The 23,160-nt window shown below is 42.4% G+C and carries 23 protein-coding genes and 1 pseudogene; 16 read left to right on the forward strand and 8 right to left on the reverse strand.

The window, feature by feature from the left end; all coding sequences use genetic code 11:
• The first annotated feature begins 258 nt into the window (after positions 1–258).
• From DESGI_RS04640 to DESGI_RS04680, 9 genes are all read left to right on the forward strand, one after another.
• Positions 259–945: a polyphosphate polymerase domain-containing protein gene (locus DESGI_RS04640; protein WP_006521174.1), complete on the forward strand. Its 687-nt coding sequence runs from the start codon at positions 259–261 to the stop codon at positions 943–945.
• An 18-nt stretch (positions 946–963) separates the two neighbouring features.
• Entirely contained in the window at positions 964–1,653 is a 690-nt protein-coding gene (locus DESGI_RS04645; protein ID WP_006521175.1) for a DUF4956 domain-containing protein, read from the forward strand.
• Between the two features lie 15 nt (positions 1,654–1,668).
• A complete protein-coding gene (locus DESGI_RS04650) occupies positions 1,669–3,588 on the forward strand; it encodes a CotH kinase family protein (RefSeq protein ID WP_006521176.1) in 1,920 nt (639 codons plus the stop codon).
• 122 nt (positions 3,589–3,710) lie between these two features.
• Positions 3,711–4,439 carry a response regulator transcription factor gene (locus tag DESGI_RS04655; RefSeq protein ID WP_006521177.1) on the forward strand — a complete coding sequence of 243 codons (729 nt, stop codon included), beginning with the start codon at positions 3,711–3,713 and terminating at the stop codon, positions 4,437–4,439.
• Between the two features lie 6 nt (positions 4,440–4,445).
• Positions 4,446–6,431 (forward strand): ATP-binding protein, encoded by a 1,986-nt coding sequence (locus tag DESGI_RS04660; RefSeq protein ID WP_006521178.1) that lies wholly within the window; start codon positions 4,446–4,448, stop codon positions 6,429–6,431.
• Positions 6,432–6,469: 38 nt separating this feature from the next.
• Positions 6,470–7,450 carry a P1 family peptidase gene (locus DESGI_RS04665; RefSeq protein WP_006521179.1) on the forward strand — a complete coding sequence of 327 codons (981 nt, stop codon included), beginning with the start codon at positions 6,470–6,472 and terminating at the stop codon, positions 7,448–7,450.
• A 562-nt stretch (positions 7,451–8,012) separates the two neighbouring features.
• Entirely contained in the window at positions 8,013–9,296 is a 1,284-nt protein-coding gene (locus tag DESGI_RS04670) for an ammonium transporter (protein WP_006521180.1), read from the forward strand.
• 53 nt (positions 9,297–9,349) lie between these two features.
• Positions 9,350–9,688 (forward strand): P-II family nitrogen regulator, encoded by a 339-nt coding sequence (locus DESGI_RS04675; protein ID WP_006521181.1) that lies wholly within the window; start codon positions 9,350–9,352, stop codon positions 9,686–9,688.
• Positions 9,689–9,977: 289 nt separating this feature from the next.
• Positions 9,978–10,730 (forward strand): CsxC family protein, encoded by a 753-nt coding sequence (locus DESGI_RS04680; protein ID WP_006521182.1) that lies wholly within the window; start codon positions 9,978–9,980, stop codon positions 10,728–10,730.
• Positions 10,731–10,798: 68 nt separating this feature from the next.
• On the opposite strand, the gene DESGI_RS04685 is transcribed toward DESGI_RS04680, so the two are convergent.
• Complete coding sequence (locus DESGI_RS04685) at positions 10,799–11,071, reverse strand: hypothetical protein (RefSeq protein ID WP_006521183.1); 273 nt, start codon at positions 11,069–11,071, stop codon at positions 10,799–10,801.
• A 254-nt stretch (positions 11,072–11,325) separates the two neighbouring features.
• Between DESGI_RS04685 and DESGI_RS04690 the strand changes: the two genes are divergently transcribed.
• The 3 genes from DESGI_RS04690 (at position 11,326) to DESGI_RS04700 (ending at position 13,513) form a co-directional block, all read left to right on the forward strand.
• A complete protein-coding gene (locus DESGI_RS04690; RefSeq protein WP_006521184.1) occupies positions 11,326–11,649 on the forward strand; it encodes a hypothetical protein in 324 nt (107 codons plus the stop codon).
• Between the two features lie 121 nt (positions 11,650–11,770).
• Positions 11,771–12,508 (forward strand): hypothetical protein, encoded by a 738-nt coding sequence (locus DESGI_RS04695; RefSeq protein ID WP_006521185.1) that lies wholly within the window; start codon positions 11,771–11,773, stop codon positions 12,506–12,508.
• A 276-nt stretch (positions 12,509–12,784) separates the two neighbouring features.
• Positions 12,785–13,513 carry an SIMPL domain-containing protein gene (locus DESGI_RS04700; protein ID WP_006521186.1) on the forward strand — a complete coding sequence of 243 codons (729 nt, stop codon included), beginning with the start codon at positions 12,785–12,787 and terminating at the stop codon, positions 13,511–13,513.
• 249 nt (positions 13,514–13,762) lie between these two features.
• Here DESGI_RS04700 and DESGI_RS26010 read toward each other — a convergent pair whose 3' ends face one another.
• Entirely contained in the window at positions 13,763–13,891 is a 129-nt protein-coding gene (locus DESGI_RS26010) for a hypothetical protein (protein ID WP_006521187.1), read from the reverse strand.
• Positions 13,892–14,381: 490 nt separating this feature from the next.
• On the reverse strand, positions 14,382–15,032 hold the full coding sequence (locus tag DESGI_RS04705) for a poly-gamma-glutamate hydrolase family protein (protein WP_041284772.1): 651 nt from the start codon (positions 15,030–15,032) through the stop codon (positions 14,382–14,384).
• Positions 15,033–15,155: 123 nt separating this feature from the next.
• On the opposite strand from DESGI_RS04705, the gene DESGI_RS04710 reads away from it, so the two are divergent.
• On the forward strand, positions 15,156–15,932 hold the full coding sequence (locus DESGI_RS04710; protein ID WP_435050890.1) for a M15 family metallopeptidase: 777 nt from the start codon (positions 15,156–15,158) through the stop codon (positions 15,930–15,932).
• Positions 15,933–16,118: 186 nt separating this feature from the next.
• Here the strand turns inward: DESGI_RS04710 and DESGI_RS04715 are convergent, their stop codons facing one another.
• From DESGI_RS04715 to DESGI_RS22885, 3 genes are all read right to left on the reverse strand, one after another.
• Positions 16,119–16,793 carry an HAD family hydrolase gene (locus DESGI_RS04715; RefSeq protein WP_006521190.1) on the reverse strand — a complete coding sequence of 225 codons (675 nt, stop codon included), beginning with the start codon at positions 16,791–16,793 and terminating at the stop codon, positions 16,119–16,121.
• Positions 16,794–16,858: 65 nt separating this feature from the next.
• A complete protein-coding gene (locus DESGI_RS04720) occupies positions 16,859–17,362 on the reverse strand; it encodes a zinc ribbon domain-containing protein (protein ID WP_245561150.1) in 504 nt (167 codons plus the stop codon).
• A gap of 492 nt (positions 17,363–17,854) precedes the next feature.
• The gene (locus DESGI_RS22885; protein ID WP_006521193.1) at positions 17,855–18,757 is read right to left on the reverse strand and encodes a stalk domain-containing protein; all 903 of its coding nucleotides are present in this window, start codon (positions 18,755–18,757) and stop codon (positions 17,855–17,857) included.
• A gap of 536 nt (positions 18,758–19,293) precedes the next feature.
• On the opposite strand from DESGI_RS22885, the pseudogene DESGI_RS04735 reads away from it, so the two are divergent.
• The 3 genes and pseudogenes from DESGI_RS04735 to DESGI_RS04745 all read left to right on the forward strand — a co-directional run.
• A pseudogene (locus DESGI_RS04735) lies at positions 19,294–19,599 on the forward strand (phosphomethylpyrimidine synthase ThiC); the annotation flags it as partial.
• Positions 19,600–19,763: 164 nt separating this feature from the next.
• Positions 19,764–20,924 carry an alcohol dehydrogenase-like regulatory protein ErcA gene (ercA, locus tag DESGI_RS04740; RefSeq protein ID WP_041285212.1) on the forward strand — a complete coding sequence of 387 codons (1,161 nt, stop codon included), beginning with the start codon at positions 19,764–19,766 and terminating at the stop codon, positions 20,922–20,924.
• Positions 20,908–22,197, forward strand: a complete 1,290-nt coding sequence (locus DESGI_RS04745; protein ID WP_006521197.1) for a two-component system sensor histidine kinase NtrB — start codon at positions 20,908–20,910, stop codon at positions 22,195–22,197. Before ercA ends, DESGI_RS04745 begins: the two co-directional genes overlap by 17 nt.
• Positions 22,198–22,494: 297 nt before the next feature.
• On the opposite strand, the gene DESGI_RS24355 is transcribed toward DESGI_RS04745, so the two are convergent.
• On the reverse strand, positions 22,495–22,656 hold the full coding sequence (locus tag DESGI_RS24355) for a hypothetical protein (protein ID WP_006521198.1): 162 nt from the start codon (positions 22,654–22,656) through the stop codon (positions 22,495–22,497).
• 25 nt (positions 22,657–22,681) lie between these two features.
• On the reverse strand, positions 22,682–23,158 hold the full coding sequence (locus DESGI_RS04750; protein WP_006521199.1) for a UPF0158 family protein: 477 nt from the start codon (positions 23,156–23,158) through the stop codon (positions 22,682–22,684).
• Between the last annotated feature and the right edge of the window lie 2 nt (positions 23,159–23,160).

The following is a 23,160-nucleotide window of genomic DNA, read 5'->3' on the forward strand; positions in this document are numbered from 1 at the left end:
TCGGGTGCTTATTTTTATGTGGGATTTGGCATTTTAACGGAAGGGTGAGGTAGGGAGCATGGGGCCGGCCCTTTTGTTTCTATATGGAGGCAAAAGAAATGGAAGCAATAGAACCATCCTCATGCTTCCCGTGCTTTCTTGAATATTGCGCCTACCCCAAAGTTCAAAATTTGGTCACATTCAGTTCACAAACCGGTAAAAAATAGCCGCTATAATAAAAAGCGTGTACTTCATTATAACAGGGAGGTGAGCAGCAAAATGAAAACATTAAAATTCAGGCACGAGAAAAAACATTATATTAATATATCTGATTATTACAGTATCAAAAATAGGCTGAAGTATATAGCCAGCACGGACAAGTTTGCAGGAAATGATGGTACTTATAAAATCAGAAGCCTTTATTTCGACACCCCGGGTAATAAAGCGCTGGTAGAGAAGCTAGAAAGCTTTAATAACCGTGAAAAGTTCAGAATCCGGCTTTACAATAACGACCCTTCTTATATCAAGCTGGAAAAGAAAAGCAAGACCAATGGTTTATGCTTGAAAAGATCGGCTCCATTAACCCGTGAACAATGTGAACAATTGATTAGCGGGGATATTGCGTGGCTTGTCGATTCTAAACATGAACTGCTGGTGGAGCTGTACGCCAAAATGAAGCACCAGCTTTTAAAGCCCAAAACAGTGGTTGATTATAAAAGGGAAGCGTACATTTACGAGCCGGGCAACATCAGAATAACTATTGATAGTGATATTCGCAGCGGATTATTTTCCAAAGATTTATTAAATCCGACTCTACCGACCATCGGCATAATTTACGGGGGCTATATTGTTTTAGAGGTAAAGTTTGACGAATTTCTGCCGCAAATTATCCAGGACATTATTCAGACCAACCAGAGGCGCAGCACGGCCATATCAAAATATGCTGCCTGCCGCATGTATGGTTAATGCATAGGAGGTATGAAAATGAACAATGAACAACTAAATTTCAATGATATTTTTAAGTCCAACTTTTTAGACAAAGTAACCTCTTTTTCGATTTTGGACACAGCTGTCGCATTGAGTTTGGCATTTATACTGGGACTTTTTATATTTATGGTGTATAAAAAGACATTTAAGGGTGTTATGTACTCGGTAAGTTTTGGCGTATCTTTGCTTTCCATGACGCTCATCACTACGCTCATTATTATGGCGATAAGCTCAAACGTAATTTTATCACTGGGTATGGTGGGCGCGCTGTCTATTGTAAGATTTCGTTCCGCCATCAAAGAACCCATCGACATAGCATTTTTATTTTGGGCCATTAGCTCGGGTATTGTTTTAGGCGCGGGGCTGATCCCCCTGGCGGTATTCGGTTCTTTGTTTATTGGTGTAATTATGCTGGTGTTTGTAAATAAGAAAAGTACCGATAATCCCTATATATTAGTCATTAAATGTGATGGCGATGATAGCGAAAACGCGGCCATGAAGTATATCCAAAGCAGTGTTAAAAAACACGTTGTCAAATCCAAGACCGTTGCCGCCGGAAGCGGTGTTGAACTGACTGTGGAAATAAGACTGAAAGACATGTCCACGAAATTTGTCAATGAAATCAGCGCTATTATGGGGGTAAACAGTGCCGTACTGGTTAGTTATAACGGCGAGTACTTATCATGATGGTGGTGTAGGGGAATGATAGACAGTAAACACGTAAATAAAATTGTAGTTGTATTTATGGTAGCTGCTGTTATCTTTACAAGCTTTTTAATGCTCTACCCGGACAGGTTCAGTGCCCCTGCCGCTGAACCTCAATACGTGGATAAGGTATTTGACAAGGATAAGGTAACCCAAATTGATATAAAGATTGAACAGAAAGATTTTGACTGGCTGATCGAAAACGCAACCCGTGAGGAATATCGCGGCGCTGATATAACTGTTAACGGTGAGACCTTTTATAATGTCGGTATCCGGCCCAAGGGTAATTCCAGTCTGAGGACGGTGGCCGGGGACGATACAACCGACCGTTTTAGTTTTAAGCTGGAGTTTGACACCTACGTTGATGGTCAAACTTGCTTTGGCCTCAACAAGCTGGTGCTGAATAATATGCATATGGATAAAACCTACATGAAGGAATACCTGGCATATGATGTATTTGCTTCCATGGGGGTAGTTACACCGCTTTATTCCTTCGCCAATATTACTGTAAACGGTGAACCATGGGGGCTTTACCTGGCCGTTGAGGCTATGGAGGAAAGCTTTGCGGAGAGAAATTTCGGCAGCACATACGGAAATTTATATAAGCCGGAAGGGGCCGGTGCGGATCTAAAATGGGCGGGTGAAAGCGCGTCTAATTATTCCGGCATAAGAAACGGCGCTGCATACAAGGTTACTGACAGTGATTTTGATAAGGTTATCGAAATGATTGAACACCTGAACAGCGGTACCGATTTGGAAAAATATTTAGATGTGGACGCCATATTGAGGTATTTCGCGGTTAATACCGTGCTGGTTAATTTTGATAGTTATGCCTGTAATATGAAGCACAATTACTACTTGTATGAGGAAGGCGGTATGTTTACTATTTTGCCCTGGGATTTGAATTTAGCCTTTGCAGGTTTTGGCATAGGCAGCGGGGAGCAGGCGGTAAATTATCCGATAGATAAACCGGTTACCACCGACCTGAGCGAGCGCCCGTTGATCGGAAAACTGTTGGAGGTTCCGGAGTACAAAGAGCTTTATTACAAATATTTAAGTGAAATTGTAGCTAATTATTTTGATAGCGGGCAATTTGAGCAAAACATACAAAAGGTAGACAAATTGATTAACAGTTATGTAAAAAATGATGCCACGGCGTTTTTTACATATGAGCAGTACCATAATGCACTTCCTGTGCTGCTTGAATTCGGCAAGCAGCGGGCTGCCAGCATTACCGGCCAATTGGCGGGGGAACGATCATCAACTACTTGGGAGCAAAGTGAACCAACTTCCGGGTCGGGTAATGCTGCCAGTGTTGACCTAAGCGCTATTAATGGAGAAATGCGCGGAGACATGGGTGGTCCGGGCGGTCCGGGGGGCAATCGCAGGCAGGGTAATGCCGGACAGGTTGACAACAGAGATTTACCGGTAGTGGATACCGGTCAGCAAGTTGCAGGTGACCGTATGGAGGTTAATGATGGAGAAGCCGCAGGTGGCGTTGAGAGAGGCAATGACCGGGCAGGCGGAGGTGGACCTTTGCCCCCTGAGCAAGGTGCCGGACCTCCTGCGTTTAATAACGCGGGCGGCGGAAATTGGGGTGGTGATATGCTTAACCGGGAGAATATGAGTAAAGCTATGGAAATAATCCAGGGCGCCAATGGCCAGGAACTTACTGATGAGCAAATGACCCAGCTTAAAGAACTGGGTTTGGACGAGGCCATGATTGAAAGGATGAAGAATATGCCGGAGAGAATGGGCCCGCCCGGTGATGGCGGTTTTGGTGGTGGGTTTGGAGATCAAAATATGGGCTTCAGATTAACAACTGTTCAAAAAGAATATATCTCGGCCAGTGCAGCGCTGCTGTTAGCTGGATTATTGTTTGTAGCCAAGTTTAATAGGAGGAAATATTCCAGCTAAACAAAATAAAGGGGAATCGTATCATAAATGTATAAATGCGAGTGAGTTTTAGGGAAATTTCGGGAGGCCCAACCTTTCAAAATTTCCCTAAAATCTTAAATTTATAAATAAAGGATGCATGTATGGGGTGTAGAAGAAATAACAGGGAGGTGGTCAAGGTGCCTGAATACGCCGGCACTATTTTAATTGTAGAAGATGAAGAACCAGTCAGGGAGCTAGCACGGCTATACCTGGAAAGGGAAGGTTTTCAAGTGAAAACGGCATTGGATGGTGAAGAGGCACTTCTTAGGGTATCAAGTTGTAGTCCGGACCTGATCTTGTTGGATATTATGCTGCCCAAAATGGACGGTTGGGCAGTTTGCCGTGAAATCAGGAGGCAGCTTGCCACTCCCATAATTATGTTGACCGCCAGGGGCGAGGAACTGGACCGGGTGCTGGGTCTGGAAATGGGGGCGGATGATTATATAACCAAGCCTTTTTCCCCCAGGGAAATGGTGGCCCGGGTAAAGGCTGTTTTAAGACGGGTGCAGCAGGTGCAAACTAGACAAGATAACGAGGTAATTACATTACCTGGTTTAATTATAGATAACAGCGCCAGGCAGGTGGAATTGGATGGCCAAGCTATTCCAATGCCTCCCAAAGAGTTTGACTTGTTATGGTTTTTAGCCGGTAATCCCGGAAGGGTTTTTACACGTGAACAGCTACTGCAGCAAGTCTGGGAATATGACTATATGGGTGATCCCCGCACTGTGGATACCCATATTAAACGTCTGCGAGAAAAACTAAACGCCAATACGGGGCGGCGATACATTAAAACAGTATGGGGCCGGGGCTATAAATTCGAGGTTTAAAGTAAAATGTTCAATAGCTTATTCAGCAAATTAATATCTACATACATAATTGTCATCTTAATTACCCTTTTGGTGCTGGGTGTGGCCATGTCTTACCTGTTGGGTGATTATTATTATTCAGCAGTGGAGCAGGAGCTGCTCAGTGAAAGCCGGGAGTTGGCGGAAATGATAGCCGAAAATACCGGACAGAATAGCATCTCCCCCAGCGTAATGGATGTTTTAAACCGTTTTAGAGAAAATCGCGTTTTTTTAATCAGTAAAGAAAACCTTATGCTTATGGCTAATGGTAAATTTATAAGTGATCCACCTGGTAATCCACCAGGCAATCCATATAATGATCTAACTAATGATCCACCACTTCCGCCTGACGGTTCGCGTAATGTCCCACCTGGCGTTAAATCGAATATTCCACCCAACGATCCACGTAATGATCCCAGGTATATCCGGCTGGACCCACTGGATGCCCAATTACTGTTGGAGGGAAAATCTATCACCCGGCGGGGAAATCTGTCACGATCCGACCAGGTTATTTTTGCTGTTGTACCAGTGCTGGTAAATGATGAGGTAAACGGGGCTTTATTTTCATCGGCACCGCTTGCTAATATTACCGAAGCGGTGGAGGCGGTACGCGGGATTATGCTTATTGCTGCGGTTCCCGCGCTTTTGCTTGCGGCACTAATTGGTTTGTTGATATCACGCTCCCTGGCCCGGCCGCTGCACCGGTTGAATGAGGCCACGGTACAAATTGCAGGTGGTGATTACCGGCAGAGGGTGGAGATTATCTCCGGCGATGAAATTGGCCAGCTTGCGCAAAATTTTAATCAAATGGCGTTGTCTTTAGAGGAAACTGTGGGTGCCCTGGCCCGGGAAAAGGGGAAAATAGAAAGTATTCTGGCTAATATGGCTGAGGGAGTATTGGCCGTGGACAATGACAACCGAGTGATTTTGCTTAACCGGCAGGCTATAAACACTCTTGGTTCACCACAAAACCACCAGTTAACGGCTCAACATAAAATTCCACAAAGCATATCCGAAGATAATCAACAAACTGCCGGGTTGTCAACACAACCCGGTGCAGAGGTTATTGTACACAACCAGTTAAAAGAGCTTTTTGCAGCGGTACTGGCATCAGGTGAGTCGCGCAGCGAAGAATATACGCCCGATTGTGGTCATACTTTTATCCAGGCCCATGTATCCCTGTTAAATGATCAGGACGGCAACAGCTTTGGAGCGGTGGGTGTACTACAGGATATAACGGAGATAAAAAAACTAGATCAACTGCGCCAGGATTTTGTAGCCAACGTATCCCACGAATTGCGCACTCCAATGACTTCTGTTCAGGGTTATATCGAAGCCATGCTGGACAGCGCTATACCAATAGAGGAGCGGGATAAATATCTGGCTGTAATCTATCGGGAAACATTGCGTTTAAATAAACTGATTTATGATTTGTTGGATTTATCGCTGATTGAATCACACGGGGAAAAATGGGAGTTGAATGAAATAGATATACCGGAATTGGTAGGCCAGGTTTTGTTAAAATTACAGCCCCTCATGTATAAGCATCAGGTAACCGTGGACAGCCGTTTTACTGGCCAGTTGCCGTTGGTGCCGGGCGATGAAGATCGGATAGAACAAGTTATTTTTAACCTGCTGGATAATGCCATTAAATTTTCACCGTCAGGGGGTGTAGTTACATTGCGTGCGGAGGAGGAAAACGACTTAATTAAGGTTTCCATCACCGATCAGGGGGCAGGTATTCCGGCTGAAGATATGGAGCATATTTGGGAACGTTTCCATAGAGTGGAAAAATCTCGTTCCCGAGCCCTGGGGGGCACCGGACTGGGGCTGGCTATAGTTAAGCAAATTGTAGAGGCTCACGGTGGTACGGTTAATGTGCATAGTGTTGTGGGGCAGGGCTCTACATTTAGTTTTACCTTACCTGCCAACCTTGTTGGGAAGCACGGGGACGGTTCTCTGGCTTCCTTTTAAGGAAGCAAGAGAACCGTCCCCGTACGGAGGTGCGTTTTATGTATCGAGGATATATAACTGACATAACTTGCATAAAAGTTGGTCACGCCCAGGATTTTAGGGCCATGACCGGCTGTACGGTAATCATATGCGAGCAGGGCGCCACTACAGGCGTTGATGTTAGGGGATCTGCCCCTGGTACGAGGGAGACCGATCTGCTAAAGCCGGAGAAGCTGGTGGACAAAGTGCATGCAATTGTGTTATCCGGGGGAAGTGCCTTTGGCCTGGATGCGGCATCCGGTGTCATGGCTTTTTTAGAGGAAAAAGGTGTCGGTTTTGATGTTGGGGTTACTAAGGTCCCCATAGTGTGCAGCGCGGTGTTATTTGATTTAAACATAGGGGATTACAGGATTAGACCTGATTATCAAATGGGCTACCGGGCCTGTATAAATGCTTTGGAAAACCAGAGACTGCAGGGCAATATAGGTGCCGGAACCGGGGCTACGGTGGGTAAAATATCAGGACCCGACAATGCCATGAAATCAGGTTTAGGAAGCGCCGGCCTGCAGATAGGCAATCTTTGGGTTGGTGCCATTGTTGCAGTTAACAGCTATGGAGATGTGTATGATCATAAGACTAATGAGCTGCTTGCCGGGGCGATAGACAGGGAAACCGGGCAATTTTTAGTCAGCTTTCAGTATATGCAGAAAAACCAGGAGGAAAATAAAAAGGCAGCAGGTTTTCCCATGAGCAACACGACCATTGGGGTAGTGGCTACAAACGGTAAATTGTCCAAAGCCCAGGCCCATAAGGTGGCTCAGATGGCCCATGATGGCTTTGCCCGGTCAATTAACCCTATACATACCATGTTTGACGGGGATACCATATTTGCTATGGCAACCGGAGAGATAGAGGCCGATATCAATCTTATCGGCACCCTGGCCAGCGAAGTTATGTCTATGGCTATAACCAATGGTGTCAAATCAGCCAAAGGGTGGGGGAATTTATTGGCCTGGCAGGATAGGCAGTCAAGTCTATAATTATGTTAATAATTTAATTGCTAAAAGCCTTCAAAACTCGTGTCAACCCTATATTTGGTGTGGCTGATAGAAGGTGATGGGATCTAAGACTAAAGTCAGGGAGAACTTTATTAATGTTTGTTTGGGACCAAGGAACATCAGCTTTAGTATTGACATTATGTAATTAGCTGATATATAATTTACTCGTGATTTAAACAGCATATTTAATAATATTAGGCAACGATGCCTTTTGAGGTTTAAAAACTGAACCTCAAAAGGCATATTTTATTTTCAATATAGCATCGTCCAACGTTGGGCGGAGGCAGAGGGGCCTAGGGGTTTTCGGTGATATTTTACCTGCTGGGAATTCTTTATATTAAAAGCGAAGGCGCTTATTTTGAGCAATTATGCTCTAGTAAGCGCTTTTTTTGTTTTTCTTTTCGAGGGAGGTGGTCCGTATTGAAAGAGATACTTATAGTATTTAAGGCAATAGAATAGTAATTGCCGTCTAGGAATTTTATTGATGTTTATGGTATTTAACGTAATTTATTCGTAGATTCTAACCATTTGGGAGGTAAAGCCAATGAAAAAGAGGCTAGCTTTAATCACATTAATTTCACTGATCATGATCTTTATATTCCCTATGTTCGCCTGGGCTGCTGAAGAAGGCATCGATACGGGTGACACTGCTTGGGTTATTATTTCAACGGCTCTGGTATTTCTGATGATACCTGGAATAGCCCTGTTTTATGGTGGTATGGTACGTCAGAAAAACGTGCTTAACACAATGATGATGTCCTTTATCTGCCTGGGTGTTGTTACGATTCTATGGCTTGTCTATGGCTATAGCCTGGCATTTGGTCCTGACATTAGTAAATTTATCGGTGACTTGAGTTACTTTGGCTTAAAAGGTGTGGGCCTGGAGCCAACCGGAACCATTCCACACCAGTTATTCGTAGTCTTCCAAATGATGTTTGCCGTACTTACCCCGGCGCTGATTACCGGAGCCATTGTGGAACGGATGCGTTTTCCAGCTTTCTTGCTGTTCCTGGTGCTGTGGACCACACTGGTGTATGACCCGATCTGCCACTGGGTGTGGGGTGGTGGCTGGCTGATGGAACTGGGGGCCCTTGATTTCGCCGGCGGCACTGTGGTGCATATTTCATCCGGTATTTCGGCCCTGGTGGCTGCCCTTGTACTTGGCAGGCGCAAAGGGTATGGCACTGAAAGAATGGTGCCCCATAATATACCTTACGTGGTTTTAGGCGCGGCACTGCTCTGGTTCGGCTGGTTTGGATTCAACTCGGGCAGTGCCCTGGCCGCTAACGGCCTGGCGGCCAGTGTATTTATAAACACACAATTAGCCACCGGTGCTGCCCTGATGTCCTGGGTAATGGCGGAGTGGCTGCGGCACGGTAAACCAACCATGTTAGGTGCGGCTTCCGGTGCCATTGCCGGACTGGTGGCCATTACGCCGGCCTGCGCTTTCGTAACCCCCATGGGATCACTCGCAATTGGACTTGTTGCCGGCATATTATGCTACTTTACAGTGAGCTATGTCAAAGTTAAGATGGGGTACGACGACTCCCTGGATGTTTTTGGCATCCATGGTGTTGGCGGCATGTGGGGAGCCCTGGCTACCGGGTTATTTTCAGTGGCCGAAGGCGCCGAGGGCCTCTTTTATGGCAATGCCGCACAGTTGGGCATTCAGGCTGTCAGTGTAGCTGCCACAATCGTATTTGCCTCCGTGGCGACGTTTGTAATCCTTAAGGTTGTTGGCGCTATCACCAGGCTGCGCGTTGATGATGAAGCCGAGATTTTGGGTTTGGATGTTAACGAGCATAGTGAAAGAGCTTACTCCGTTTAAGAAACATGAGAACTGGCTAGTAAATTAATAACATAAGGGAAAGGGTGCTTTTGATGGTTAAAATTGAGGCTGTTGTCAGGCCTGGCGTACTGGAGGACATCAAGGACGGCCTATCTAAGTACGGGATTCACGGTATGACCGTAGCCCAGGTAATGGGCTGCGGGTTGCAAAAAGGCCGTAAAGAAGTCTACCGGGGCACGGAATATAGTATTAACCTGCTGCCTAAAGTAAAAATTGAAATCGTTGCGGCTGATAAGGACGCGGACGGGGTGGTAGAAGTAATTATTAAGGCGGCTAGAACCGGAGAAATAGGTGATGGCAAAATATTTATTACCAAGATTGAAAACGCTATCCGTATTCGCACCGGTGAAAAAGGTGATGCGGCTGTGTAACCAGCTAATGAACAAAAAATGTCCGGTCATCCCCAGGGATGCCGGGCATTAATTTTTCGTCTTCTAATTCATAGTATAATAACATAGGACCTCCTTACCTCACTAAAGTGAGGGACATCCGGGAAAAATTAAACCTTACCCATTTTTCTACATTTTTCTTCATACTTCTCTTTAAAAGATTAGTAGCCTTCAAACAATTATCTTTTGAGGGCCTAAATTGTAGCAATTATGGTATCAATTACATATATTGGTAGCGTAAGTAAAAAAATTTTTAAGGAGGCAAAAAAATATGTATGAAATTGATGCTGTTGCAGCAGAAAAAGCAGTAAAAAAACAGGATTTGGATGTTAAAGCTACTACGGAGCCATTGTGTGAAAATACGCCCGAAGCCCCGGTAACGATAACAACAGCCACAGTTAAAGTGCCGGTTGTTCTTGCCGAATTGACTGTACAGGTTAACGTAGATGCAAAAATAAACCTACCTGAGCCCGCCATCGAGATAAAACGCGTAGGAAAGCGTTTAAAAGTTACCCAGTGCCGGCTTTTGCAAAATACAAATAAATTATTTATTAGTGGATTCGTCCGCAAGAACATTGAATACTCCACTCGTAAATTTTCAAATCGCGAAGGTATTTGCGGTAATATCAACCACTGTTCAGTCGATGTACCCTGGAGTTGCGTAACAGCTGTTGATTTCAACGTTGGCACTCCGGTCGATGTGGCTTTTAATACTGTAGATCAATTCGAATACTTGGTAGAACAAAATCTCGGCCCTAAATTCCCGGCCAAAGACCAATTAATGTCCGGTGACCTAACCGAGCTTAACCAGGTGACTACCGAATTCTTTAACGAGCTTCCGTTCTGTGAATTAATTAGCGCCACCATTACTGAGTTTAATGAAGCAGTCAACCGCAAGGACCCGTTCGGCGTAAATCCTTTTGAGGAATTTGAATTCACAGCTATTCAGGAAAAAATGGTTATTGACCTTACCCTTAAAATACTGCAAAATCAACAGGTTGCAATCAACGGCAGCGGTGCCTAAAAATTAGTAGCCAGTATTTTAATTAAACATGCTGAAGAAGCCAAGATAAATATTGTCTTGGCTTCTTTTTATAACACAGTTTTTTGTTTGATTAAGGTTACGGTAATCATATTAACTTTAACAGTTGCTTCTTTAATTGGTATGACCTTGTGAACTTTAGCAGGTAATTCGCAGATTAGTAAAGGCTCAGTCTTATTATATACCCTGCTGAATTTGTTTTTTTTCTTTTTCTTTTGTTTTTGTTTAAGTACCAAGTCCAGTTTCATACTTGATATTTTTTCTAAATCTTCCTTGGTATTTATTTCTATAGTAATAGTATCTAGGGGATGGCTAACATCCACAATGATCCCTCCTTTTAACCGATCATGCTAATAAAAAAATTTACTGCAGAAAGAAACTAATGGGCAAGTTTATTGATTTTTCCAGTATCATCTGTGATATATATTATGCGTGTTTAGTTTTTTTTTGATTTGAAAATAATGCGTATCTCTTAAAAATATTATAGTTATTTAATGGAAAGTATTTTTTTGTAACGCAACTTTGGAGGCATGAATATTTAAATATTATATGAAAAAGTTTATTGGAGGTATTATTTATGGCCTGGGTACCGGGTTTTGTGGAGTTTACAACATCAATTGAGCAGCAAGACTATTTTGAAGGAAACATACAGATTACGAAGGTAAACGAAATAGTTTTTCACGGCGTAGTTACGGATGGTAACGAAAAGAAACCTGTTTCAGGAGCACTAGTCAAGGTATTTGCCCGTTTAAGTGATAATAAAGAATTACCCCTTAGTCATTCTTTTAGTGGTAATGACGGTCACTATTTACTATATGTTGATAGGGGGATTATACCAGACGGTACCACTGCAATTATTGTCAGAGTAAGTGCTGGTAATCCTGCCTCCGGCACCGACTAAAAATCTTGCTAGACCTGACCCCCGTTAAAGGGGATATGAGATTAGCTTGCCGGTAGATTGTTAAAGAATTTTCTTTATATAAAGGTATATTGTGTAATTCACACCCGGGGAGCGGATTGTTATGGAAAAAAACATAACCGGGCGGGCTGATGAAATCCAAGGTTTGGTGTACCCGGAAATTGGTGATCGTATATACTTTCACGGTAAAGTGAAGGACAGTAAAGGTTTGGATATCGACGGCGCCATTGTACTGTTATTGGCTTGTTTTACCGATGGAATTGAAAAACCTTTGGCTTATACCTTTTCTGACCAGGAGGGAGAATACCTAATTTCTATACCAAGGCTTTCGGGTTATCACGATCTTTTAGGATATAAAGTGAGGGCCGGTAAGCCGCACATAGCAGCTAAGGTATTTAATTGTCCGGATTGTTGCCAAAAAACAACGAGTAAAGAGCCGGAACCGGATACTGATCAAGATTCTTTAAAAGAATCTACAGAAGAACAAGATAACACTATTTATGAAGTGTATTTTAGTTCGGGACAAGATAAAATAACTAAGGAGATAAATTTTTGCTTGTCTGCTGAAGATTATGTTGTCAAGGTACTTAACTTAGTTAAGGTAGGAGATAGTGAATGCCACTGGAAGCCTTCGGAAGAGGATATTGGGGGTGAACTAGAAGACCGCCAAGCATCCTTTGATAACTCGCTAATAGAACCCGTTAGGAAACAAATGGAAAAGTTTAAGGATGTTTCAAGAATAAATGAATATACTTTTTCTGCTCTGCCCTTTTTAATGTTACTCAGCCTATTTGGTTTTGTTATAACGCAAAAGAAGTTTTTCCGGACAATCATAAAATGAACGTTTTTTAATTGACTATATTGCTGTAAACAAACATAATCAGTCCCAGGACGGTAATAACACCACCTGGAATGATTAATTTTTTTCGCCCTAACTTATCAGAAAGATTACTTGCTAATTAACAAAAGTAATGCTCCAAATAAAATTGCCTTGATTATCTGTCTATTGGAACAATATATATTTTATAAACGTCATATTAAACAATCCAGCTGGAAAGAATCTGATTCTCACATGCCGATTTAGCTCGGTGGAGTCTAATTGAGGAGGTTTTATATTTTGAAATCTAAATTTCTATTCATTGTATTGCTGTCCGCTTTGTCTTTAATCTTTTTTAGTACCACTTGTTTTGCCAGTGCGGAAACTGAGCTAACCAACGTGATTTCAGTAAGCGGGAGTGGGGTTATCAAGTTGGCCCCCAATGTGGCTGACATAAATTTTTCGGTAATTACCGAAGCAGATGAGGCAGGAATAGCTCAAGCTAAAAATTCTGAGATAGTCAATAAAGTTATAAATTCATTACAAAATAGTGGCATACCTGCCACTGACATTTACACTGCCGGATATTACCTTAACCCCAAGTATATTTACGAGGAAAGGAAATCCCCCCAAATTAGTGGTTATGAGGTGTGTAACGAGATAACAGTTACGGTGCGGGATACAGCTCTGATAGGTAAAGTTATAGACCTGGCTGTAAAGAGTGGAATTAATCAGGTACAAAATATCAGTTTTTATGTTGAAGGTGGTATGGAGCAAAAAGCTAAGGCACTAACCCAGGCAATAGAGGACGCCAGGGCAAAAGCTGAGGTTATTGCAGCAGCAATAGACAAAAAAATTGTTGGTATTAAGTCCGCCAGTGGCAACTGGTATGATGATGCGCCATCACCTATTATTTTTGAGAAAAGATTAGCTGCTGGAGCTGGCGCAGATAGTGCCACGTCTACACCAATTAATCCCGGATTAGTAGAAATTAGAGCAAGTGCGGAGATTATTTATTTAATCAATTAACATATGTTAACAGCCATCATTAGCTTGTAAAAAAAGCTACCGTATAGTGACATAGATGAACCCGCCAGTTTTGCAACCGGATAAAAATGCTTTAATGTTAAGTTATCATTATGTGAAATTCGTGGGCAAAAGAAGATTGTCGATCTTGGGTCGATTTTGGGAGTGGTTCAGCTAAGTCCAAAACCGACCCAAGTGCAAGAAACAGTGAAATGGGACCAAGTTAATGGCGGTAGCAATACAAGGACGCCTTTATTTGGTTAGAGACTCGATTAATATATCCTCAAAAGACGTGCATCCCAAGGACACCACTTCTCCGCTGCCGGACAATGCCAACCATTGCCCCTCGCATTGTACAAAAATTGGTAACTCAAGTGTCATTATAACCCCTCCTTTGAAAAAAATAAGACCACCCACTAAGGGTGGTCCGGTATTCTTAAATCTGTTATAACACGCTATCCACACCGTATTGGGAGTAATGATCTTTTAAATTTTGGCAACACAAAAAGCCCATTCATACGCATACCCATGCACATGAGGGTTGTTGTAATACCCATGAAATTGTGTTGTGCTGCGCTTATCATGGTCATTTACCTCCCAATAAAAGTAAAAAACTTTGTATACAGTATATCACCTGTCAGGCATTCTGTAAACATTTATCTCCAAGTACACCAGCGCGTTATTATGTAACCGCGTGCCACCCTGATTACTGTGCCGGCCAATTCCGCCCATCCGGTGACCGGTTTGGCTACTAAAGTTACCATTGGGTCTCGCTTATAAGATTAAGTCCCGTGGCTGTGGCAACGTAATTCTTTTTTCGCCATTGATCTGCTCGGCATTTGATAATCTAAGCCAATGCTCAACAGATTCTTTACCTATCCGGTTCTGGTTCATTTCGATCATAAATAATGTCTAACCTATCCTTGCAAAAAGATGAATTTTGTGCGACATCTAATATAAAGGAACGCACAGTTCTGATAAAATGCTGTTTTAGGTTAATATCTTTAAATAACCTTTTTCTCAGGGCAAAAGTAATCTCTAATTGAATTCCTTTACCCCTGCGGCCGCGGTTGCAAATATTGGTCTGTCGCCGGCCTCTATACTGGGCTGTACTCTCCCTAATGGTAAAGCCCGCTTCTATAAATGCCACTATTAGCCTATTACCCAGTTCTACATCTAATCCGCCCACCATGATAAATTCTTCAGTTCCATTACGAAGTCCGTGAATGGTTAAAACTATATCCGCCCGGGCGGCAGCCGCTAAGGCCAACGGTTCGTCAAAATGGTGGCTGGTGATATGCAGGTCCCGGCTATTGTTGGTTTTAATCCCCTCAAAAATATAAAGGTCAAAATCATCTTCGGCAATCCACTCGGCAATATCAGCAGTGTAAGGCTCTATTTTCCCACCATGCGGTGCCATAATTAGAACAGGATACTTGCCGTTTCTGACCTTTATTCGATAATCCCGGTCTTCTTTTTCGTACGTTTGTAATTCACGAAAACTTCCATAACGATCTGACATCAGTATCACCCATTTTATATGTTCCTTATGATAAAATACCACTAAAATGAACCGAATGGCCAGATAAAATTGTAAGGAATATAATATCTTTCTGACAACATATGTGAGTAAGATAGTATAAGGGTGATAATATTGAAATCAATCAATAAGTTTTACGCAGTTAGCATAGCATTACTGATCCTGCTCTTTGCGGTAATAGGATGTAATAATACTATCAACACAAAAAGTGCCGGCAGTAATATTGCTGTAAGTACGCACAGTGCTGAAAATACTTCAGAGCCTGATAGGAGCCTTCCCCAGGGGTTCGTGTACTTAGATGAAGTTATACCGGATGCGGTATACGATATCAGATATTATGGTGAACATAATTTTGTAGGCAGGCAAATCGACGGGTTCCTGGCTCCCAGGGCAATTATAACGGCACCGGCAGCGGAAGCACTGAAAAAGGTGCAGGAAGACTTAAAAGAACAAGGGTTAGGCTTAAAAATATACGATGCATACCGCCCCACACAAGCAGTAGATCACTTTGTGAGGTGGGCTCAAAACGCCGATGATACTGAGATGAAGGAAGAGTTTTACCCCAACATAGAAAAAAGCAACCTGTTTGCACAGGGTTACATCGCCAAAAGGTCAGGACACTCACGGGGTAGTACGGTTGACTTAACCATTATAATGTTGGACACCAAAAAAGAACTTGATATGGGGAGCGCTTTTGATTTATTGGATCCAATTTCCCATCATGATACCACGTTGATTACTGATGAACAGCGGGAAAACCGCAGGCTGCTGAGGCATGTCATGGAGGAGAACGGTTTTAGAGCATACTACAAAGAATGGTGGCATTATACTCTAATCAACGAACCCTATCCCGAAAAGTATTTTAATTTTCCTGTGCAATAGGATTATGAACATTCATGTTTATACATTCGATGATATAAAAATGCCAATGACGGTGGGGACTTCTCTCACCGTCATTGGCAACATTGTTTATATTCATATGCCATGATTAAATAATTATAATCCCAGCACGCTAACAGTTTGAGGGCAAATATATTCAATAAAAAACTTATCCGACTTCTTTCTGCTTTAGAAATTAATTGATTTTAATGCTGCGGGTAGTTCAGTTAATTGATTCAAAACAATATCCGGCCTTTTTTGTATTAGCGTTTCCCTCTGATTCTCACCTCCCAGGACAAGGCCAATTTTTATTCCCGCATCTCTTGCTGCCTCCAGATCGGAGAGACTGTCTCCTATATGGATGATATTTTCTTTCTTAACCCCGGCCCAGTCTATAACTTTGAGTAGACCTTCATTGGCGGGTTTTAATAATCTGACGTCGTTTCTTGTCACAACCAACCCAAAACTGTTTTGCAGGTTGAATGACGGTAGTACTTGCTCTAAAACCTTTTTACCTATATTGGACACTAATGCTATTCTGTAGTCCTTTAATCGGCTCAATGTATCGAGAAGTCCTTGAACCGGACTCCACCGGGAAGCTGCATCAAGGTCATAACGGTCATAAAGATTATCGAGCAATGACCCAAGGTAATTATCAGGGAACTCCCATTCTTTACCTTTTATTTGGACTAGATTATAAATGGCTGCATAATTCATGTTGCTAAACTTTTCTTTAGGAATCCCTTTTTCCGAAAGAATAGTTATGGTCTCATTGATTGCTTCAGTTATATTCCATTGAAAACTAACTAATGTTCCCTCAAAGTCCAAGGATATTACTTTAGTATTTTTCATTATTTCTATCATTTACCGCCTTCCTAAATTTACTTAAAACTAGCGAAATCTAGGCGGAAACCTATCACGGTTTCCGTTTAATTCATCTGCGCCAACAGGTTACACCTAGTGTAATCCCAGGCCACAGTGTACGTGGTACGACTTAAGTCTTCCACATAGCCGAGGCGCGGCAATAAATTTTCTTTTTTGGCTATATTAATAGCACTATTTAAGTCCCTGCTAAGTGTCGTATGACAGTTAGGGCAGGTAAAGACCCGTACCGTTAGGTCTTTCTTTTCTTCATGGCCGCAGAAAGAGCAGGTTTTAGTTGTTCCTTCCTCCGCCACTTCCGTGAAATGCTTGCCGGACTTCTCCATTACCCAGGCAATAATTTTCCTAGCCTTAGCAATAACCGTCTGGTTTAACATTGATCGGTGCATATTATCATACTTAGCCGTTTCTAGGGATGGAGTATAATCACCCATAAGAACTAAGTCATAGTCTCTAGCCAGTTGGTTAGCGATTGCATATAATCCTTGCTTAATCTGTTCTCGCCGGGCGGCGTTACATGCCTTGTCCAAGGCCTTATTAATTCTTAGCAAACGCCTACTGGGCTGCCAATAGCCTCTGCCTTCGTAGGTTTCAACGAACTTTGCTTTACGGAGGCAGACATCCCGTTTTGATTTTAGCCGGTCAATCACTTTGTCCTAGTATTTAATTTGAGGCAAGTTCTTAAACTCATAACTAACACCATCTTGGTTAATACTAGCTCCAGCACCCCTCCTTTAAAAGATAACCTGATACAAAACCTACTATAAACCATATTACCATATCTCATGCTTCCTTGGCTCCTATTATTTTAATAATTCAAATAATTCAGTAAAAATTTATAGGATGTATTAGATATGGATTCATAGGTGATTCACACATGTATTACTATGTTTTTCGAATAATAAAATTTATGCAAAGAGAGTGCTGCATATTCTTTTTTAGCTCTTACCCGATGACCCAGGCTATTTCCAACAGGATTATTGCAATTGGAAGATAAGAAAAGAGAGCTGCCTTTATAAAAGTTAGCTCTCATTTTTGCGGTGCTATTCAAAAACCCTGATAAATTCTGCTCCACCCTGCACGGGGTAGATCATTAGCACAGGTCCGCCAAAGAAGGCTTCCACGGTAATACCTTCTTTTAAACGATCCACTGGCAGAAGTTCATCAGTATCACCTTTATAAACTTTAGTGGTATTGGTAATCATGACGGTTGCTTTATCATAAGAGGTACCTTTATTGTTTTCGCCTTCCACAAATATGCCGGTTATCTCCTTATTTTCATTGAAAACCAGTTTGGTGACTTTCCCGATGACATCAACTTTTTCCAGGGATGTGACGTACCAATTGTTATCCTGTTTTTTCACGGTTACGTATTCTTTCATCAAAAATGTGTTTTTCGTAGAATCCGTATAGGTGAAGACCACTTCAAACTTAATGGTATCATTATCAATTTTACTTTTTTCATTGATCTCATATTTTTCCACCCACGGGCTTGATGTCCCGGTGGTCCAGTCATTCTCAGCAAACTTCTCACGCCACTTTCTCTTCAGCTCTGGTTCCATAACAGCATACTGTAAAGCTCCGTTTCTTGTTTTGATCCCTTCGGCCCATGTCCCTGCAGCGGACACAGCTTCTTTAGCCGCAAGCGCTTTTTCCAGACCAGCTACCCGGGAGTCTGATACCTGTGTATTATCTGGCACCTGTGTTTTATCGGTAAGAATCTGGACGGTGTTGCTTTCAGTATCCCAGGTTACATTTGCGCCTAGTTTTTCTGAAATAACCCTGATGGGTACCATTACTCTCCCTTTTTCAATAACCGGTGCCACGTCAGATTCTAATACATCTCCGTCAAACACAATTTTTATTGGAGAAAGAGCATAGGCAGATGCAACAAAAACTGTAGAAAACATAAATAGTATAAAAAAAGTTAAAATTTTCTTTTTCATCCGACCCATCCTTTAATTAGATAAAATAGGCACCTTTAATTAATGTAGACGAAATATTATATTAGTTGTTCCACTTCGTTCTGCTAGGATTTTTTAATTTTATTTGTTAATATCCTACCTGTCTAATCCTGATGTACTGAACATTTAAGTTGCCGGTATGATTAAACTATGCAAAGCCCCAATTTTAAATAAACTTTTACTATAAGCCGTTGGGTTTTATTAAAATTCAGTCACCAGTTGCCTGGTTAATTATCAGTTAAATTTTCGGGATTCATTAATTTTCTCGTAAGCAGTGGGACGCCAAACGCACCCAGCAGCACCATAACTATAGCAGTTAACATACTATCAGCTCCTTTAATAATTATTATAAAACCATGCCGGTTGGACTCTTATTATTTTAGTGAATCGCCTATTAGTTCTTTATGGTTTAAAAATAGTGAATTTAACCGGTTATTTCCCAATTTAATAAAAATAGACGATTTAAAGAAATGATATGTTCCATGGAATTTACTGCCAGAAGGCAAGGGGAGACAAGGGGTGCTCAAATACAGGGGCTGTTGGTGCAGGGCGATCTGGCCAAACGCGCTCAGGCCGCCGGTGTTCAGGTTATGGTAGAAGGCCTGGGGCATGTGCCTCTTAACCATGTGGAAGCTACTATGAAACTGCAAAAAAGACTGTGCAACAACACACCTTACTTTATCCTGGGCACATTGGCGACGGATGTTGCCCCGGGCTACGACAACATTACCGGTGCCATCGGAGGTGCCTTCGCCGGTGCCTGTGGTGCAGATTTTCTTTGCTACCTAACTCCGGCAGAGCTTTTGGGACTGCCTTTGAAGGAAGCTTTGAATAGAGCCTAAGTTGTTCATTGAATATATACCTAAAAATTTTTGCACTCGACAAGACCTGACAGAGTTTCGGAAGGCGATTGGTTTGCAATTGTCAAAATTATTTAATAAGATTTCAAACACATGCTTGGGCAAGGAGGCAAAATAAGCGATTGAATATGCCAAATGAACTGGAATTACGCAAGTTTGTCGCGCCCGAATTCATCTTTGGGATAGGGGCGCAACACCTGGCGGGCCGTTATGCGAAGAATTTTGGCGCGCGCAAGGTATTGGTCGTAACTGATCCCGGGATAATCGCCGCGGGATGGGCGGAACGAGTTACAGACAGTATAGAAGACGTCGGTATTCCGTATACTGTCTTTTCGGAGGTCACCCCCAATCCGCGTGACCAAGAAGTTATGGCCGGGGCTGAAATCTACCAAAGCGACCGGTGTAATGTCATCGTAGCGGTAGGTGGCGGCAGTCCCATGGACTGTGCCAAGGGCATAGGCATTGTAAGTTCCAACAAAAGACACATTGTCGAGTTTGAGGGCGTTGATCAGGTACCGGTTCCTTGTCCGCCTTTAATCTGTATTCCGACGACCTCAGGCAGTTCGGCAGATCTTTCTCAGTTTGCAATTATCACAGACATGCAGCAAATGGTTAAAATAGCTATTGTCAGTAAAACACTTGTCCCCGATATTGCTTTAATTGACCCCCAAACAAATGTTACAATGTCATCGTTTTTGACAGCCAGTACCGGTTTCGATGCGCTTACCCATGCTATCGAAGCTTTTGTTTCAAATGCCCATTCACCAGTTACAGATCTGCATGCTTTAGAAGCAATCCGCTTGATTAACGCAAACTTGCTTTCGACAATAAAAGAACCAGATAACCTTGATCTGCGCGGCAAGATGATGCTGGGCAGTTTACATGCCGGACTGGCGTTTTCCAATGCTATACTGGGTGCAGTTCATGCAATGGCCCATAGCCTGGGGGGCCTTTTAGATCTTGCTCATGGGGAATGCTGTGCCGTTTTATTGAGACATGTTATAGCTTATAATTTCGACGCTGCCGCTGAACGATACCAGTTAATAGGCGAAACGATGGGGCTTAACCTGCGTGGGATGTTCTTTGAAGAGAAAAAGTCAGCCATCCTTGAGACTATATACTATCTGCAAAAAGCCCTGGGTTTTGATAGGACTCTTGGTCAACTCGGCGTGCAACGGAGTGATATTCCTGTTCTTGCCAGCAAAGCGATGAAGGATCCTTGTATGGCAACCAACCCGCGCCGGCCAAAACAGAGGGATATCGAGGTTTTATATGAAGAAGCGCTATAATTCTCCTGATTGCTGGAAAACATTGCGCGAAAAATTAATTGGACTTGGGGAGCATTCTATCCGGAAAAGCTATTATCCCGAGCTTCAGCAGCGTCTTATAGAACTGGAGGTCATCGAGAATGAGTTAAGAAAACATCAAAATCACCTTGAGTCTTTGGTTAAAGAGAGAACAAGCGAACTGAAATCGGCTAATGAACAGCTAAAGCAAGAAATTGCAGAGCGTAAGCAAGCAGAAGAGGCCCTTCGATTATCCGAGGAATTTTTTTCTAAAGCTTTTAATTCAAGCCCAATTATGATGTCAATAATTAGATTCTCAGATTATCGATACATAAATGTGAACGATACTTTTTTACATTATACGGGTTACTCTCGTGAAGAGGTTATAGGCCGCACAGCAGTTGATTTAAATGTCTGGATAGATGTAAATAAAGAAACCGGCTTATTGCGTTTACTTCAAGAACAAGGGGCGGTCTACAACAAAGAGCTGCGGCTGAGAACCAAGTCAGGGGATATCCGTGAGGTGATTGTTTCAAAAATTATAAATAACATTAATGGCGAAAAATGTATTTTAGGCGTGGCACAGGATATAACTGAAAAAAAACAGTTTGAAAAAGAAATAGCCCGCCTTGAACGTCTTAACCTTGTAGGTCAAATAGCTGCCGGAATTGGCCATGAAATAAGGAACCCCATGACCACGGTGCGTGGTTTCCTGCAAATTCTTGGGGGAAAAGAGAAATGTATTGAATATAAGAAATTTTTTAATCTTATGATCGAAGAACTGGACAGAGCCAATTTTATAATTACAGAATTCCTCTCCCTGGCTAATCACAAGGCGCTGGATAAAAAAGATCAAAATATAAATGCTGTACTAAAAACACTGTTACCGTTAATGCAGGCCGACAGCATGAACATTGATAAATATGTTGTTGTAGAGCTGGGAGAGACCCCTGACTTTCTGATGAACGAAAAGGAAATCCGTCAACTTGTCTTAAACCTTGTTCGCAACGGGCTGGAAGCAATGCCCCCCGGTGGAACTCTGAAAATAAAAACATTTACGGATGGTGGCGAAGTGGTTTTATCGGTGCAGGATCAGGGTATGGGTATCGAGCCTGATGTAATTGAGAAAATAGGAACCCCTTTCTTCACTACAAAAGATAATGGGACGGGCTTGGGGCTGGCGGTATGTTATAGCATTGCCGCCCGGCATAACGCAATAATTAAAGTAGAAACCAGTCCCACAGGAACCACCTTTTTTGTTAGGTTCAAGATTTAATAGCCCCGTCTCCTTGTCACCTTGTACCAAGAAAACACAATAATTAAAGCATTATCCCGCAAGGAATTGCGGGATTTTTATGTTCGCCCGGCACTTTATTTAGCAAGTTATTTGCACTCGCTCATGTATTCACCGTGCTCTGCTTCAGTTAGTAAAATTCCTTTACTGTAAAAAACCTGTCTAAAAATTAATTATCTCCTTCATCAACTGCACAGCCTGATCAAGTTGCTCATCTCCGGGCAAGTCACACTGGCTTGTACGCCGTTCATTTGAGCCGGCGTATCTCATAAACTTGCATTACGATAAGTAAGCCTCCTTAACCCTTACCACTAAGCCCAATCCACCGAAAGAGCCATGAATCTGTTCATCCATCAGTTGCTTAAACGTTTCCGCATCCAGGTAAACCGAATACGGGTCTCCCAACGCATTAACCATACTCCGAATGGTCCCGTCGACCAAAGTAGAGGTAATTATCTCCTCAGTTTTATTCCTTCAATAACGGTATATTATTAACTTCACACCAATCCCGCGCTATTTGGCTTAATGACTTATGCTTATAAGCATACCAGCTATCCTCCAGGTCATACCGTATTATTGCGTCTTTGAACCGCCGAAACGCACCCCTGCCGGAAATAGCGTTACAGAGCTTGTTACTTAGCCTTTCATTTTCTATTGAATAACAAAACTTTTCCATTATGCTATATTCGTGGATCTCATATTTGTCCGGCAGCTCAATATAATCATCCCAATTATCTATAATGTCAATGGCTTCTTTGATTGCTTCCTGCTCCCAGTCACTATTTTCGCTAAAATCATCTTCTTCACCCGATTCCTCGGCAATAGCTAAATACTCAACTTGTATCTCTGTAATTTGGCCGGTTTTCTTGTTATAGTACCTTTTCCAGCCATCCATAAGGCAATCCAAATATTCTACAATGTCGTTTAATTTTACAGGTTTCATGG

The organism is Desulfoscipio gibsoniae DSM 7213, assembly GCF_000233715.2.
Classification (GTDB): Bacteria; Bacillota; Desulfotomaculia; order Desulfotomaculales; family Desulfallaceae; genus Sporotomaculum; species Sporotomaculum gibsoniae.